The organism is Campylobacter vulpis, from assembly GCF_014217995.1.
Classification (GTDB): domain Bacteria; phylum Campylobacterota; class Campylobacteria; order Campylobacterales; family Campylobacteraceae; genus Campylobacter_D; species Campylobacter_D vulpis.
The window spans coordinates 1,217,931-1,233,467 of record NZ_CP041617.1 but is presented as its reverse complement, the minus strand read 5'-3'; the positions used below and the strand labels follow the sequence as shown (position 1 = coordinate 1,233,467).

12 protein-coding genes, 2 tRNA genes, 1 rRNA gene, 1 other RNA gene and 1 pseudogene are annotated in these 15,537 nt (G+C 37.3%); 8 read left to right on the top strand and 9 right to left on the bottom strand.

The genetic code is table 11. The annotated features are described in order from the left end of the window. From guaB to CVULP_RS06310, 7 genes are all read left to right on the top strand, one after another. Positions 1–1,455, top strand: coding sequence for an IMP dehydrogenase (gene guaB / locus CVULP_RS06340; protein ID WP_099507764.1), 1,455 nt, complete (start codon positions 1–3; stop codon positions 1,453–1,455). Further along, positions 1,452–1,625, top strand: a complete 174-nt coding sequence (gene xseB, locus CVULP_RS06335; RefSeq protein WP_099461834.1) for an exodeoxyribonuclease VII small subunit — start codon at positions 1,452–1,454, stop codon at positions 1,623–1,625. Before guaB ends, xseB begins: the two co-directional genes overlap by 4 nt. Further along, positions 1,618–2,406 (top strand): carbon-nitrogen hydrolase family protein, encoded by a 789-nt coding sequence (locus tag CVULP_RS06330; protein ID WP_099461832.1) that lies wholly within the window; start codon positions 1,618–1,620, stop codon positions 2,404–2,406. Before xseB ends, CVULP_RS06330 begins: the two co-directional genes overlap by 8 nt. Next, a complete protein-coding gene (locus tag CVULP_RS06325; RefSeq protein WP_265575619.1) occupies positions 2,399–4,231 on the top strand; it encodes a motility associated factor glycosyltransferase family protein in 1,833 nt (610 codons plus the stop codon). The genes CVULP_RS06330 and CVULP_RS06325 overlap by 8 nt, the downstream gene beginning before the upstream one ends. Before the next feature lie 354 nt (positions 4,232–4,585). Next, positions 4,586–6,098: ribosomal RNA gene (locus tag CVULP_RS06320) — 16S ribosomal RNA — on the top strand. Positions 6,099–6,210: 112 nt separating this feature from the next. Beyond that, positions 6,211–6,286: transfer RNA gene (locus CVULP_RS06315), tRNA-Ala, on the top strand. Between the two features lie 7 nt (positions 6,287–6,293). Continuing rightward, a tRNA-Ile gene (locus CVULP_RS06310) sits at positions 6,294–6,370 on the top strand. A gap of 105 nt (positions 6,371–6,475) precedes the next feature. Here CVULP_RS06310 and CVULP_RS06305 read toward each other — a convergent pair. From CVULP_RS06305 to CVULP_RS06280, 6 genes and pseudogenes are all read right to left on the bottom strand, one after another. Beyond that, positions 6,476–6,691, bottom strand: a pseudogene (locus tag CVULP_RS06305) (sugar nucleotidyltransferase); the annotation flags it as partial. Positions 6,692–7,075: 384 nt separating this feature from the next. After that, positions 7,076–7,513: a YqaA family protein gene (locus CVULP_RS06300; RefSeq protein ID WP_099460810.1), complete on the bottom strand. Its 438-nt coding sequence runs from the start codon at positions 7,511–7,513 to the stop codon at positions 7,076–7,078. Next, positions 7,506–8,030: a PIN domain-containing protein gene (locus tag CVULP_RS06295; protein WP_099460809.1), complete on the bottom strand. Its 525-nt coding sequence runs from the start codon at positions 8,028–8,030 to the stop codon at positions 7,506–7,508. Before CVULP_RS06295 ends, CVULP_RS06300 begins: the two co-directional genes overlap by 8 nt. Beyond that, the gene (gene uvrA, locus CVULP_RS06290) at positions 8,027–10,831 is read right to left on the bottom strand and encodes an excinuclease ABC subunit UvrA (protein ID WP_099506964.1); all 2,805 of its coding nucleotides are present in this window, start codon (positions 10,829–10,831) and stop codon (positions 8,027–8,029) included. Before uvrA ends, CVULP_RS06295 begins: the two co-directional genes overlap by 4 nt. After that, complete coding sequence (gene efp / locus CVULP_RS06285; protein WP_099460807.1) at positions 10,831–11,400, bottom strand: elongation factor P; 570 nt, start codon at positions 11,398–11,400, stop codon at positions 10,831–10,833. Before efp ends, uvrA begins: the two co-directional genes overlap by 1 nt. Positions 11,401–11,455: 55 nt before the next feature. Continuing rightward, positions 11,456–12,562 (bottom strand): polysaccharide pyruvyl transferase family protein, encoded by a 1,107-nt coding sequence (locus CVULP_RS06280; protein WP_099506963.1) that lies wholly within the window; start codon positions 12,560–12,562, stop codon positions 11,456–11,458. An 88-nt stretch (positions 12,563–12,650) separates the two neighbouring features. Here CVULP_RS06280 and rnpB point away from each other — a divergent pair. After that, positions 12,651–12,969, top strand: an RNA gene (gene rnpB, locus CVULP_RS06275) — RNase P RNA component class A. Here the strand turns inward: rnpB and CVULP_RS06270 are convergent. From CVULP_RS06270 to fliD, 3 genes are read right to left on the bottom strand one after another with little or no spacing between them, the layout of a single operon-like run. After that, positions 12,957–13,220 (bottom strand): hypothetical protein, encoded by a 264-nt coding sequence (locus tag CVULP_RS06270; RefSeq protein ID WP_308216807.1) that lies wholly within the window; start codon positions 13,218–13,220, stop codon positions 12,957–12,959. The genes rnpB and CVULP_RS06270 overlap by 13 nt on opposite strands. Then, positions 13,213–13,593, bottom strand: a complete 381-nt coding sequence (gene fliS, locus CVULP_RS06265; protein ID WP_099506961.1) for a flagellar export chaperone FliS — start codon at positions 13,591–13,593, stop codon at positions 13,213–13,215. Before fliS ends, CVULP_RS06270 begins: the two co-directional genes overlap by 8 nt. 9 nt (positions 13,594–13,602) lie before the next feature. Next, on the bottom strand, positions 13,603–15,537 hold the full coding sequence (gene fliD / locus CVULP_RS06260; RefSeq protein ID WP_099506960.1) for a flagellar filament capping protein FliD: 1,935 nt from the start codon (positions 15,535–15,537) through the stop codon (positions 13,603–13,605).

Below are 15,537 nucleotides of genomic sequence, written 5' to 3'. Positions count from 1 at the left end.
ATGAGGATAGTTGGACGCGCTTTGACCTTTGAAGATGTTTTGTTAAGACCTTGCTATTCTGAGATTTTGCCTAAAGAGGTGCAAATTCATACCAGATTAACGAAAAACATTAGTCTTAATATGCCTTTAATCTCCGCAGCTATGGATACGGTAACCGAGCATAGAGCCGCTATTATGATGGCTAGGCTTGGAGGACTTGGCATTATCCATAAAAATATGGATATTAAAGCCCAGGTAAGGGAAGTTAAGAGGGTGAAAAAAAGCGAAAGTGGAGTCATTATCGATCCTATATTTATCGCCCCAAATGCCAGTGCTTATGAAGCTTTAGAATTAATGGCAGAATATAGAATTTCAGGCGTTCCTGTGGTTGATGAGGAGAGAAAATTGCTAGGGATTTTAACAAATCGCGATTTAAGATTTGAAAGTAATTTTAATAACAAGGTTGAAAATGTAATGACAAAAGCCCCCCTCATTACCGCTCCAAAAGGCTGCACTTTAGATGATGCGGAGAAAATTTTTAGCACTAATAAGGTCGAAAAACTTCCCATAGTTGATGAGAATAACCGCCTTGTAGGGCTTATTACTATAAAAGATTTAAAAAAGCGTAAAGAATATCCTGACGCAAATAAAGATAGCTTTGGTCGTTTAAGAGTGGGTGCAGCCATAGGGGTGAATCAAATGGAAAGAGTTGATGCTTTAGTGGAAGCCGATGTTGATGTTGTTGTGCTTGATTCGGCACACGGACACTCTAAGGGCATTATAGAAAGTGTAAAGGCTATTAAGGCTAAATATCCTAAGCTTGAAATCATAGCAGGAAATGTCGCCACAGCAGGAGCGACAAGGGCTTTATGCGAGGTGGGAGCAGATGCTGTTAAAGTCGGCATTGGACCGGGTAGTATTTGCACCACGCGTATTGTTTCAGGTGTGGGTGTGCCGCAAATTTCAGCCATTGATGAGTGTGCTTTGGAGGCGGATAAATTTGGTGTCCCTGTGATAGCCGATGGGGGGATAAAATATTCAGGCGATATAGCAAAAGCCCTTGCCGCAGGAGCAAGCTCTGTGATGATAGGTTCACTCCTTGCTGGCACAGATGAAAGTCCGGGAGAGCTTTTTACCTATCAAGGAAGACAATATAAGGCTTACCGTGGTATGGGTTCTTTGGGAGCTATGCAAAAGGGTAGTTCGGATAGATATTTTCAGCAAGGAACAGCACAAGATAAACTCGTGCCTGAGGGCATTGAGGGGCGTGTGCCTTATGTGGGAAGTCTTAAGGGTGTGATTCATCAGCTTTTAGGCGGACTTCGCTCATCTATGGGCTATGTGGGTGCTAAGGATCTTTTGGATTTTAGAGCGAGGGCGGAATTTGTGGAGATTACAAGTGCAGGGCTTAAAGAAAGCCACGTGCATGATGTAACGATTACGCACGAAGCACCAAATTATAAGGTTAATTCGTGAATTTCGAAGCAAATTTGAAAAAGGCAAATGAAGCCTTAACTAAGCTTAACGAGGAAGAATTAAGCTTGGAAGAGAGTGTAAAAATTTATAAAATGGGACTTCAAAGCATAGAAAAAGCAAGGCTTGAGCTTGAAAAAGCAAAATTAGAGGTGGAGAAAGTCGATGAGTAAAATCGCCGCCTTGCAGTTTCCTACCCTTTCTTTGAGTGAATCAAGGCTTGATTATTATTTAAAAGAAGCTAAAGAAAGTGGAGCAAATTTGGTTGTTTTAGGAGAATATGTTCTTAATAGCTTTTTTGCAGAACTTTTAACGATGCCTAAATCAATGATTAAAGAGCAAAGCGAAGCAAAAAAAAAGAGTCTTGAAAATTTAGCTAAAAAATATGAGCTTGAAATCATTGCTCCCCTTGTAAGTGTTGAGTCAAAAGGCTATCAAAAGGTTTGTCTTAAGGTTTCTCCTAGTGCGGTTAAAAGCTATGAGCAGCAAATTTTAATGCCCTACACACACTGGAATGAGGCGAAATTTTTCATCAATAAAACCGATAAAATCAAGCTTTTTAGCTTTACTTATGAGAAATTAAAATGTGCCTTACTTTTTGGCTTTGAGACACATTTTGATTTATTTTGGCAAGAAATTCGTGCCAAAAAAATTGACCTTGTCATTGTGCCTAGTGCTTGCACTTTTGGTAGTCAAAAAAGATGGGAAGAGCTTTTAAAAACAAGAGCTTTTTTAAATCAAACTAGCATTTTAAGAGTGAATCGCATAGGCAGCGCCAAGCATAGCGAGGAGTGGAAATTTTATGGAGATAGCTTTTTTATCGATGCTTTTGGCGAGATGAAAGATAGGCTTGGTGGGGAAGAAGAAATGCTCATTGCTCAGCCACAAAGTGCTAGTGAGGCTAGGAAACTTTGGGCTTTTGATAAGATTATAAAAGTATATGAAAATGAATGAAATTTTAAGTAAAAATTTAAATGCCTTAAGAAATGATAAGCTTAAAAATAAGCTTTTAGTCTTTATTAACGGGGGGGGGGGGGGGGGTAAGCGTTTTAGCATTGATGAAAATTTAAATATTTTTGATAAACAAAATCAAATTTTGATGTATGAAAATATGGACGAAGAAATTGCTTATGTGGAAAATGCTATATTATCGCAAACGAGGCGTTATCCTTTTATTTTCATCTATGGTATAGGAAATGCTTTGCTTTTGAAAAAGCTTTGTGGGGTGCATTATCAACATATTTTCGTGCTTGAGGGGAATTCGGAATTATTAATTTTAGCCTTAAGTAAGGTAGATTTGAGTGAGGAACTAAAATTGGGTGGGATTCATGTGCTAGATAGCGAAGATCCTTTTGCGGAATTTGAGCTTTCTTTTTATTTTAATAATCCTTTAATTTTAGAACTTCACTCCCTTTATGGACTTTTTATACAAAATCACTATTATGAAAAGTTTTTTCATCAGCAAATGATAAATGCTGATTTACTTTGCCGTAAAGTGATTAATAATGTTTTAAATTCTAAGGGTGTAAGCACACCTGAGGCTATTTTTAAAACCTATAAAAATTTTCTTTTCAATGTCAAAACTATGCTTTATAATCCACCCTTTCAAAGACTGCTTTCGCAAAGAAAAAAGAGCTTTAAAAATGCTATTGTTGTTTCTGCTGGACCATCGCTTGGTGCAAATTTAGCTTTACTTAAAAAATACGAGGAGAATTTTGTCATTTTTTGTGTCGATGGTGCTTATTCTGTGCTTTGTGAAAATGGCATTACTCCCGATTATGTGATAAACAATGACTATGAAAGCGTTGCATTGAAATTTTTTGAAACAGACATTAAAGAAAAGACGATGTTTATTTGCTCTTCTCTTTCAGCTTTTGAGGTGGTAGAATTTCTTAAAGAGCGTAATCTATGCGTGATACTTGACCCCGAAGACCCAAATGTAAAGCTTAATTTTTTAGATGATTTTGGTTATATAAAACCGGGGCTTTTTGTTTCTTATTATGCGTATTGCATTACTATGGCGCTTGGCTTTGAAAATGTCATTATGCTAGGGCAGGATTTAGCTCTTTCAAAAGAAGGAAACTCGCACGCCGATGGCTTTAGCCTTGGAGTGCGAGTTGAGGCGGATTTTTATGAGGATTATTTTGAGGTGGAGGGCTTTGGTGGTAAGGTGCTAACTCACCCTGTGTGGAATATTTACCGTATTTATTTAGAAGGCTTTATTGCCAATCACGCCCATCTAGCTACTTTTTATAATGTCTCTCAAACGGGTGCTAGGATACATAATGCTGTGGAGTTAAACTTTAGAGAGTGTTGTGAAAAATTAGCCACAGATTTAAAACCTCACTTTGAGCCACCTAAAACCTTAACTACTAATAAAACTCAAAAGCTTTTTGATAAATTTATCCTTTTTGCTAAAGAAAATGTTAAGGCTTGTGAAGAGATAGATGTGGAGGCTTTAACATTGCAAAATGCTCTTATTAGCATTTTAAATTCTGGTAAAGACTTGCCTTTAGAATTTTTACAAAAAGTGGATTTAAATATAAGAAATTTCAACACCATTCTCATTAGTAATCATTTGCTTCAAGACGGAAAATTAGGACATTGTGTCATTAAAAGAGGAGATTTGATTGCTGAGGTTTATAAGAAAAATATTATCGATGAAAAAGAATTTTTACTTCATATTATGGTTGCCTTTGCAAAATGGCTAGAGTTTTTTAGAGAGAATTTAAAAATTAAAAAAGATTTATTGGAGGAATTTTTAAGTCAAAAAGTATAAAAAATTTTATTTTTTGCTTTACTTTAACCTCCCCTTAAGCTTTCTTTACTATAATTTCATTTCTTTTTGTTTTTAATCTCAGCTTTAAGCCTTATTAAAAACCTAAAAAGTTCTGTTCTTTAACATCAATATTGTTATTCAAATCTTATAGTCAATCTTTGAAATCTAAATAAGTGACGATTGAGCCACACTTTATAAATAAAGTGAAATAAACATTAAAAGTTTTAGATTAAAACTTCATATGATTAAACTAAAGATACTAAGGGCAAACCTTAAGCATAGATGATTGTTTTAGGACAATCTTATCTTTAGTCTTACTTCTCTTAATGAGGCTTTGCCTATATTAAAGAAATTAATATGGAGAGTTTGATCCTGGCTCAGAGTGAACGCTGGCGGCGTGCCTAATACATGCAAGTCGAACGATGAAGCTTTTAGCTTGCTAGAAGTGGATTAGTGGCGCACGGGTGAGTAAGGTATAGTTAATCTGCCCTACACTGGGGGACAACACTTAGAAATGAGTGCTAATACCCCATACTCCTATTTAACATAAGTTAGATAGGGAAAGTTTTTCGGTGTAGGATGAGACTATATAGTATCAGCTAGTTGGTAAGGTAAAGGCTTACCAAGGCTATGACGCTTAACTGGTCTGAGAGGATGATCAGTCACACTGGAACTGAGACACGGTCCAGACTCCTACGGGAGGCAGCAGTAGGGAATATTGCGCAATGGGGGAAACCCTGACGCAGCAACGCCGCGTGGAGGATGACACTTTTCGGAGCGTAAACTCCTTTTCTTTGGGAAGAATTTTGACGGTACCAAAGGAATAAGCACCGGCTAACTCCGTGCCAGCAGCCGCGGTAATACGGAGGGTGCAAGCGTTACTCGGAATCACTGGGCGTAAAGGGCGCGTAGGCGGATTATCAAGTCTCTTGTGAAATCTAATGGCTTAACCATTAAACTGCTTGGGAAACTGATAGTCTAGAGTGAGGGAGAGGCAGATGGAATTGGTGGTGTAGGGGTAAAATCCGTAGATATCACCAAGAATACCCATTGCGAAGGCGATCTGCTGGAACTCAACTGACGCTAAGGCGCGAAAGCGTGGGGAGCAAACAGGATTAGATACCCTGGTAGTCCACGCCCTAAACGATGTATGCTAGTTGTTGGGGTGCTAGTCATCTCAGTAATGCAGCTAACGCATTAAGCATACCGCCTGGGGAGTACGGTCGCAAGATTAAAACTCAAAGGAATAGACGGGGACCCGCACAAGCGGTGGAGCATGTGGTTTAATTCGAAGATACGCGAAGAACCTTACCTAGGCTTGATATCCAACAAATTCTGTAGAGATACGGAAGTGCTAGCTTGCTAGAATGTTGAGACAGGTGCTGCACGGCTGTCGTCAGCTCGTGTCGTGAGATGTTGGGTTAAGTCCCGCAACGAGCGCAACCCTCGTCCTTAGTTGCTAACGATTCGGTCGAGCACTCTAAGGAGACTGCCTTCGTAAGGAGGAGGAAGGTGGGGACGACGTCAAGTCATCATGGCCCTTACGCCTAGGGCGACACACGTGCTACAATGGCATATACAATGAGACGCAATACCGCGAGGTGGAGCAAATCTATAAAATATGTCCCAGTTCGGATTGTTCTCTGCAACTCGAGAGCATGAAGCCGGAATCGCTAGTAATCGCAAATCAGCCATGTTGCGGTGAATACGTTCCCGGGTCTTGTACTCACCGCCCGTCACACCATGGGAGTTGATTTCACTCGAAGTGGAAATACTAAACTAGTTATCCCCCACAGTGGAATCAGCGACTGGGGTGAAGTCGTAACAAGGTAACCGTAGGAGAACCTGCGGTTGGATCACCTCCTTTCTAGAGTACAACTTTATCCTTTCGTTAGGATAGAGTATAAAAGTAGCTTTCTCACAAAGCTAACTTATTCAATTGTCCTTGTTTAGATTTTAAAGATTGATAAGCTAATTTTGGGGAATTAGCTCAGCTGGGAGAGCGCCTGCTTTGCACGCAGGAGGTCAGCGGTTCGATCCCGCTATTCTCCACCATTATAAAGGGCCTATAGCTCAGCTGGTTAGAGTGCACCCCTGATAAGGGTGAGGTCACAAGTTCAAGTCTTGTTAGGCCCACCATAAAGATTTGGATAAGATGTTGAGGGTAATCTATTCTTTTTATTTTTCTTTGGTGTTTTTGCAATATTTTAAGTAAGGTTTATAGAATTAAATTTAGTAGTTTAATTATAGAGTTACAAATTCTATCTCCAAATCTTTCTTAAAATCTATCTCACACCAGCCACCATTAATCTCCACTGCCAAAGCATTATCAAATTTATCGATTAAAGCTTGTAAAAAGCTCGTCATATACATATTATCAAAATCCTTGCCATCATAAAAAGCCGTCCTATCTAAACCATCATAAAAGGCTAAAAGCTGTGGTAGAAAATTATAGGAAAAGATTAAAATTCATTGTTGTAAATTTTGGAAAGCTTAAAATATTCGTCTTTATTTTATAAACAAGCTTTGTTTTTTTAACTTGACATCGTCTTATCATTTTCAAAATATAACTCTTATTTACAAAGTTAAAAATTACTTTTTATAAGCCATAGTATGTTCTCTCATTTTAATTTGTTGATTGTGCCATAATTAGCATAATGGAAATTTATATGTTGATGAGTGTTAGCAAAATTTTTAAAAGTATTAAACAACAAGTTTAAAAAAGTATATAAATTTATTCTTATCACCTTCACTATTCTAAACAAAATACCATTTCCAATTTAAAACAAGAAAGTCAAAGTTTTATTTGTTTAAATAAATAGACTTGAAAACTTTTTTAAAATTTTAAAAAGTGATGAAAACTAAGAAAAAATAGCGAGAAAATTTACCTAAAGCGATAAAAAAAGCAGTTTTTAGTATAGGATATTTTGCGAAGCCAAGTCCTAAAGCAAAAAGGTCTCCCACTAAGGGTAAGAAACTTAAAAATGCAAAGATGCTGCCAAATTTACGAAAATTGAGCGTATAATTTTCTAGTTTTTTTAAAGAAGAGGCGAAGTATTTTTGTAGAATTTTTTCTTTGCTGAAATAGGCTAGAGCATAAGTGCTAAGACTTCCTAGCGTGTTGGCTAAGGTGGCTATAAAAAGAGTGATGGTAGGGTTAAAGTCAAATTTGATAAAGGCTAAAACAAAAGCCTCACTCGCTAAGGGTAAAAGCGTAGAGGAGAGAAAAGAGACGATGAAAAGCCCAAGATAGCTTAGATGACTATAAAAAAAATCAAGCATTTTCTAAGGTTTTTAAAAGTTCTGAGCGATTCATTTTGATAAAGCGATAAATATTTGTGGCGGCTTTTTGATATGTTTTTTGTAAAAGAGTGTGAAATTCACTTTTTGTTTTCGCCTTTTCTAGAAGTTTTATGATGTCTTTTTCGTGTTTAAGAAAAAAAGGCTCTTCTTTTTGAATATGGATAAGGTGAATTTCTTTCCCAAAAAATTCATACATATACTCAAGATTTTCAAAAATTTTATCATTGCTGATGATGTAAATATCTGTAATTTTCTTTTTTGTGGCTAAAATTCCAAGTAGGGTAAGTATGATTTTATCCGCATAATCTTTACTAGGATGGTCGAAAGTAAAAATTTCATATTTTGTTTTGCTAAGAATTTTTAAACAACGCGTATTGAAGTGTAAGTGCGAATTTCCTACGATATAAAAAATATTTTTTTCTTCTTTTTTAACTTTGTAATTTTTGAAAAAATTGTGCGGACTGACATTTTCTGCGTCTATTAAATAGGCTTTCATTTTCGTTTTTTTAACTCCAGATTAAGATAATGCCCCGTATAGCTTTTTTTGTGAGCTTTAGCTAGAGTGGCGACATTGCCTTCTGCTATAATTTTTCCGCCCTTTATCCCACCTTCAGGTCCCATATCGATGATATAGTCGGCATTTTTAATCACGTCTAAATTATGCTCTATCACTAAAACAGAATTTCTAAGCTCGACTAAGTGTTGCAAAACGTTAATTAGCTTATTTACATCATCAAAATGAAGTCCTGTGGTAGGCTCATCAAGTATGTAAAGCGTTTTACCTGTATCGCTACGACTCAGTTCTTTGGCGAGTTTGATTCTTTGAGCTTCACCTCCGCTTAAAGTCGTAGCATTTTGTCCAAGGGTAAGATAGTCAAGTCCCACTTTTACGAGAGTGTCTAGTTTTTGCTTAATTTTAGGCACAGAGGTAAAAAATTCACTCGCCTCTAAAATGCTCATATTTAGAATTTCGCTAATATTTTTACCCTTATATTTTATTTCTAAGGTTGCTTCGTTATATCTTTTGCCCTTGCAAGTATCACAAATGACCATTACATCGGGTAAAAAGTGCATTTCTATCTTAATTTCTCCGTCCCCACCGCACTTTTCACAACGTCCTCCTTTGACATTAAAAGAAAAACGCCCCGCTTTATAGCCTCTCATCTTAGCTTCTTTTGTGGCGGCGAAAAGATTTCTTATCTCGTCCATTGCACCTGTGTAAGTAGCAGGGTTTGAACGAGGAGTGCGACCTATGGGACTTTGGTCAAGATAAATGACTTTATCTAAAAGCTCAAGCCCCTCAATCTCAACGCCTCCAAGCTTTTTAACCTTTTTGGCGTGATTAAGAGCTTCTTGTGCGAAAGGTAAAAGAGTTTGAAGGATTAAAGAGCTTTTACCAGAGCCAGAAACGCCTGTGATAGCGACTAAATTTTGTAAAGGGAAGTTGGCATTTAAATTTTTGATATTATTGATATTGACATTTTTGAGTTTAAGCCATTGATTTTGTGGGCGGTTTAAAGAATGTGAAATTTGCTTTTTTCCACTCATATAAAGGGCGGTTTCACTTTTGCTTTTTAGCAATTCTTTATAAGTCCCAGCAAAAACGACCTCCCCGCCGAACTTCCCCGCTCTAGGACCTATATCTACGATGAAATCCGCCTCTTCAATTGTCATTTTATCGTGTTCGACAACGATGAGGGTATTGCCTTTTTCTTGTAAATTCCTTAGCGTTTTGATGAGTTTTTGCGTATCTCTTTCGTGCAGCCCTATACTAGGCTCATCAAGCACATACATCACTCCACTTAAGCCACTGCCTATTTGAGAGGCGATGCGTATCCTTTGAGCTTCGCCTCCGCTAATGCTCCTTGCATCACGCCCCAAGCTAAGATAGCCAAGTCCCACATCATAAAGAAAAAATAATCTTTCATTAATCTCCTTTAAAATAGGCTTTGCGATGAGTTTTTCCTGTGCGTTTAAATAGCTAAAATTTGCTTCTTTAGAAAAAAATGCCGTGCTATCTTCCACACTCATATCTAAAATTTCCCCTAAGCCCTTATTTGCGACCTTGACGGCTAAATTTTGTGCTTTTAATCTATGCCCACCGCAATCCTTGCAAATTTTCTCACTCATATAATCATTTAAATCTTTTTCATCTTTAAGCATATCATAAGCGATTTTTACCACGCCCTCAAAAGTGCGTTTAAGGCGATTTCTTTTCCAAAAAAAGTCAATTTGCTTTGCGTTGCCGTATAAAATTAGTCTTTTTTGCTCTTCACTTAGCTCACTAAAAGGGATTTTGATAGGGATTTGATTTTGCTCACAAAAGGCGATGAGAAATTTATAATAATAGCTTTTATTAAAGCCATACATCGTTTTAATTGCCCCATTTTCAAGGCTTAGAGTCTCATCGATGATTTTTTTCATATCTAAGGTATAGCGGATTCCTAGTCCATCACAAGCCTCACAAGCACCCTTTGGGGAGTTAAAAGAAAAGCTTAAAGGCTCAAGTGGAGTGAAGGAAATTTTACAAGCAAAACACGCACAATGCTCACTATAATGATAATGTTTTGAAAGTCCAAGCTCTTCTGCGTTTAAAACCTCAAGTTCAATTTCCCCAAAGCTCTCTTCCAAGCCTTTTTCCACATCACTTGCAAGGCGTGCGAGGAGGTTTTCTTGCACTTCAATGCGGTCAATGACAAGTTTTATAGTATGCTTTTTTGTTTTAGCTAATTCAATGTCCTCATCAAGCCGCACCAAAACCCCGTCAATTTGTGCTCTTATATAGCCTTTATTACGCAAATTTTCTAGCAAATCTGTGTAAGTTCCCTTTTTATCACGCACTAAAGGAGCGTAAATGATGATTTTAGCACCCTTTGGAAGTTTTAAAATTTCGCTGACAATATCCGCCGCACTCATTGAGGAGATTTTTTCTCCACATTGATGGCAATGCTGCACGCCAACCCTTGCATAAAGTAAGCGTAAATAATCATAAATTTCTGTTATCGTTCCCACCGTGGAGCGTGGATTTTTAGAAGTTGTTTTTTGGTCAATGGCTATGGCTGGGGTTAAGCCCTCGATTTTATCGACCTCTGGTTTGCCTACCTTATCTAAAAACTGCCTTGCATAAGCACTTAAGCTTTCGATGTAGCGGCGTTGCCCCTCGGCATAAAGTGTGCCAAAGGCGAGAGTTGATTTACCGCTACCGCTTAAGCCTGTGAAAACGATGAGCTTATTTTTAGGTATGTTAAGATTGACATTTTTGAGATTATTTTCTCTTGCACCGATGATTTTTATCATTATTTATTTGCTTTTTCTATATATTCGCCCCTTGTTGTATCTACTCTAATGACCTCACCCTCAAGCACGTGAAAAGGGATTTGCACCACAGCACCTGTTTCAAGTGTAGCGGGTTTTTTGTTTGAGCCTTGCGTGTCGCCCTTGAAATTTGGGGCAGTTTCGATGATTTTAAGCTCAACTACTTGAGGCACTTCCACGCCTATGGCTTTGCCGTTATGAAAAAGCACCTCGACCATCATACCATCAAGTAGCCATTTTTTCGCCTCGCCCACATCATCATCACTAATTGCCACTTGCTCATAACTTTGCGTATCCATAAATTGACAATTTTCGCCATCATCATAAAGATATTGCATCGTTTTTTGTTCTAAATTTGGAGCTTCGCATTTATCTCCTGCGTGGATAGTTTTTTCCAAAACCTTGCCATCTATGAAAGATTTGATTTTCACGCGGACAAAAGCAGGTCCTTTACCCGGTTTTACATGCTGATACTCCACTATCTTAAACGGAACGCCGTCAATTTCTATCTTAAGTCCTTTTTTTAAATCACCCATTGCGTAAGTTGCCATCATTTTTCCTTTTGTTAAATTAAAAAGCGTATTTTAGCTAAAATTCTTTTAAAACTTAATGAAAACGACTTGTTTTATAAGTTGCTATAAATTCGCGTAATTTTTTGAGCTTTTGAGTATCTATCTCCTTGCCTCGTTCTTTATCAATGCTTAGCTTGACATTTTCTAGCATAGCCTCTTTTAAATCTTCGATATTTGGCACTTTAGGAGAAAAATCAACCGCATTTTGCTCCAAATCTTTTTTAGTATAAATGGGGATAATGCCCTTTAGGGCTGAAAAGCGGTTAAGTTGTTCTTCATTTTGTGCGATTAAAATTACAGGAATTCCCATAGCCGTGCAAGGTGAGGCGATGTGAAGTCCTGTGGTGATGATGAGTTTGGCTTCGTTTTTGTAACGCTTAAGTAAATTTTGCGTTTTTTCAAAAAAATGCTCTTGAGTATAGTTTGGCTCATCTTCTATTTTAATGGATTTTTGATTGATAAATTCAGCGTTTTCGCGTAAATTTTGAGGGATAAAAGGCATTAAATCCTCATCAACATTGACTAAAAAAATCACACTTTGCGTTTCGCTTTTTTCTCTCTTATCTAAAGTTAAGGTTAAGCATCTTGAAAGATAGGCATTAAAGCCCATTTTTTGACAAAATTCCAAAGTAAAATTATCCCTACATCCTAAGTCTTTATTTTTGAAATAATGTGGAAAATGTGCGTTAAAAAATTGTATAAAATTCATCGCACTAGGGTTAAAATGTGTGCCGATGAAAACACATAAAAGGCTAGGTGGCGGGAGAAAATTATTACTAAGAGAGAAATAGCCTTGCATAATAACTATGCCTCCACCTTGCTTAAACATCAGGCTTTCACTGCTGGAATATTCAAATTCCACCTTAGAAAAATTCTTTTTAATGGCTGTTTTTGTGGCGATAGTTTGGATAAAATCACCCAAATTATGATAGCCTAAATGCGTATGATGAGAGTAGTCAAATAGCACAAAATGATTTGCCTTGAAGTCTTTTTTGGTAGCATTTTGCATACTTTGCGTAAAAAGGTGTAAAAATTGCCTTCTTTCTATAAGTTCTAAATTTTTTTGAATTTTATCAAGCTCAAGCGCATCACGAAGTTTTTTAAAAAAAACACTTTTTTTATTTTTTAATTTTCTTAGCATTAAAACTCCTTTAAAAAGTTAAAAATTATAAAATAAAAAAAGTAAATTTGTTTTTGCATTAAGATTAATTGATTAAAATTCACATTTCAAAGCATAGTAAATGCTCGCTTCGCAAGAAGAGGAAAGTCCGAGCTGCAAAAGACAAGCATTCCATCTAACAGATGGCTAGAGTGATCTAAGGGATAGTGCAACAGAAAGCAAACTACCGCAAAAGCGGAAAAGGTGAAACGGCAGGGTAAGAGCCTACCAGCGATTTTGGTAACAAAGTCGGCTATGTAAACCCAATGTGCAGCAAGAAGGGGTGGTTATCGTCTTTATTTTAACCCTTCGCTTGATTTTGTTTGTAAAAACAAAACTAGATAAATGAGCATTCACGACAGAACTCGGCTTATCGCTATGCTTTGATGTAATGAAGAGCCTTTTGAAATTTTTGTAATTCTGTGGCTTGATAGTCTTTTTTAGCTCCAATGAGCTTAGTTGCTTCTTTTAAAAGGGCTTCTAGTTGAGAAAGCAGGGTGTTTAAATTCTCTTTTAAGCTTTCATCATCGTCTAAATTCTCAACCATAGCTTTCAAATCAAGCGTAGAAGATAAGGCTTCTATCTTATCGGCATCTTCTTCTATAAGAGCGAGTTTAAATTCCTTTATCCACTCATTGATTTTCATTGCTATGCACTTCTCTCCACGCTTCTAAAAGTCCTTTAGTTACATTAATGACTTCATCGATTTTTTCTTCACTATTTTCTAAATTTGCTAAGGATAAAAGCTGAATTTCCCTTGTGTAAAGTCCCGCTAGGTAAAAGGCGACCTCGCCACCCTTTTCATAGTCTAAATTATTTGTCAGTTCTATGAAAATCGCCGTTACGCGTTTGATGAAATACACCCTTTGCTCGATGTCTTCATTTCTTATAGCGTGTTTGGCTCTGGCACAAAAGCGTAAAATTCCCTCATAAAGCATCTCAACTAATCTTTGTGGGGATTCTATCCCCACTTGCGACTCTGAATAAACGCTGTAAGCTAGATTATTTTCCATTGTTTATCCTTAATTATTGTTTTGATTTGCAGCGTTTATCATATTACTTATGGTATTAAGCTGCGTGTTAAGTCTGTTTAAGATGACTTCATATTGTAAAAATTGCATTTGCATTGTTTCAAACCTTTTGTTAATCATCTCTTGCGTGGAGTCTTTAGATTTGTTAAGTGCCTCTGTGTCTTTAGTTAGACCATCGTCATATTTTGTGATAGAGCCATTTTTGCCCGTCATACCCTCAAGCGTGCTTTTAAGCTGGGCGAAAATTCCTTTTCCCTCGATAGGCTGGGCTGTGATTTTAGTCGCACTTAAGCCAAATTGCTTTAGTAAATCCTCTTTCCCCTCGATAGCAAAATCAGAGCCATTTTCGCTGTGGAATTTGATTTTAAAGCCATCAACTCCGCTTTGTTTCACTTCTTCAAGCTTAACGCTTAGTCCGTCTATGCCAAGGGAGTTGATATGATCAACCAAGCTTTGCATTTTTTCTTGCACACTATTACCTGTTGGCTTGAAACGCTTTCCGTCCTTTGTTTTGGATAAATCATAGGTTTCATAATTAAAGACGATTTTAAAATCGCCTAGTCCAAATTCTTCTTCTTTTATTTTATCTTTGTCTTTTGTTTCAACGGTTTGTCCCGCGTGGTCGATGTCCTTATATTTTGTAATCCCAGCGAAAAAGCCCTCCGCAAAGGAGATATCCTCTTTCATCTTTTTCTCAAAATCGCTTTTTATAAAGCTTAAATTCCCACTCTCACTTATCTTAAGCCCGAAATCTTGCATAGAAAGCATAACGGTCGTTTTCATATCATTGCCATTTTTATCTTTGACGACACCCTCCACAGGCACAGAGTCAAAAAGAGCGGAGATGAGGGTAGAGCGTATGCTATTGACTTCGCTAACACCTTGTAAGGTTCCTTTTGTGCCTGTTTCTGTGTTAAAGTCTGTTGAGGCGTTAAGATTTGCTACGAGGTCATTATAGGCATTAACTAAGTCTTCCATAGCCTTTGTTATGGCTTCGGTATCTTGCTGGACTTCGAAATTCACTTCGCCTGTTTTATTAAGCGTGAGAGTTAAGCCCACGGCTAGGTCGGTTATGGTATTACTTGGGCGTATCATTTTGATGCCGTCCATTGTAAATTCTGCATTTTGTGCTTTTTTGAGGTGATTAGCTTGGTCTTTGATGCCATAGCCTGTTTTATTTTTCTCCACATCTTCAGGTTTTAAAGAAGTGCTAGTGTTAAGCTCCCAACCTAAATTTGTAAAAATTTTCTTAGCTTCCTCGTTTTCTTTATATTCTGTTTTAGATACTCCATTTTGTGTAGTTGTTTCTTTACTTCCCGGATAAAAGCTGATTGCATTTTCCTCGCCTGTTTCCTTGCTAGAAAGGCTTAAACGGTATCCATCAGGCTTTTCGCCTGTGTTGATGATTTTAGCGACGATGTTACCATCACTTGCAGTGGTAATTTTATCCGCTAGGTCTCTGTAAGTAGTCGTTTTATCTATGGTTACGGTATATTCTTTACCATTTTGAAAAAAGGTAAGTTTGGCTTCCCCGTTTAAGTTTGCATTGATAACCCCACTATCTGTTGCAAGGGCTTTGCTTTGATACACATCTTTTTCAGCAAGTTGAGTTACATTAACTTTCATACTTTGTAAAGCCACACCCGCATCTGCACTTAAACTTGCGGCTGGGTTGTCCTTAATGCTAGAGCTTACCTTTCTAGCCGCAAAGGCTGTGGCGTCTCCTAGTGAAGAAACAGCAGTTTGAAAGGCTAAAAGTTTAGTCTTGATTTCAGTTAAATCCTTTTGTTTGGCAGCGTTTTCTTCTATCTTTTTTTTGTAAGGATCTATCCTCCCTGCCTCTTCTGCTTTTTTTAATTTGTCAATGGTCTCTTGGGTCAAAACCCCTGAAGCAAAGCCTAAGCTTGATAAAGTTCCTAGTGCCAT

Excerpts from the sequence above, each read along its gene's own strand:
- guaB (WP_099507764.1), top strand. The coding sequence starts at position 1 with ATGAGGATAGTTGGACGCGCTTTGACCTTTGAAGATGTTTTGTTAAGA.
- CVULP_RS06330 (WP_099461832.1), top strand. The coding sequence starts at position 1,618 with ATGAGTAAAATCGCCGCCTTGCAGTTTCCTACCCTTTCTTTGAGTGAA.
- CVULP_RS06325 (WP_265575619.1), top strand. The coding sequence starts at position 2,399 with ATGAATGAAATTTTAAGTAAAAATTTAAATGCCTTAAGAAATGATAAG.
- CVULP_RS06300 (WP_099460810.1), bottom strand. The coding sequence starts at position 7,513 with ATGCTTGATTTTTTTTATAGTCATCTAAGCTATCTTGGGCTTTTCATC.
- CVULP_RS06295 (WP_099460809.1), bottom strand. The coding sequence starts at position 8,030 with ATGAAAGCCTATTTAATAGACGCAGAAAATGTCAGTCCGCACAATTTT.
- uvrA (WP_099506964.1), bottom strand. The coding sequence starts at position 10,831 with ATGATAAAAATCATCGGTGCAAGAGAAAATAATCTCAAAAATGTCAAT.
- efp (WP_099460807.1), bottom strand. The coding sequence starts at position 11,400 with ATGGCAACTTACGCAATGGGTGATTTAAAAAAAGGACTTAAGATAGAA.
- CVULP_RS06280 (WP_099506963.1), bottom strand. The coding sequence starts at position 12,562 with ATGCTAAGAAAATTAAAAAATAAAAAAAGTGTTTTTTTTAAAAAACTT.
- fliS (WP_099506961.1), bottom strand. The coding sequence starts at position 13,593 with ATGGAAAATAATCTAGCTTACAGCGTTTATTCAGAGTCGCAAGTGGGG.
- fliD (WP_099506960.1), bottom strand. The coding sequence starts at position 15,537 with ATGGCACTAGGAACTTTATCAAGCTTAGGCTTTGCTTCAGGGGTTTTG.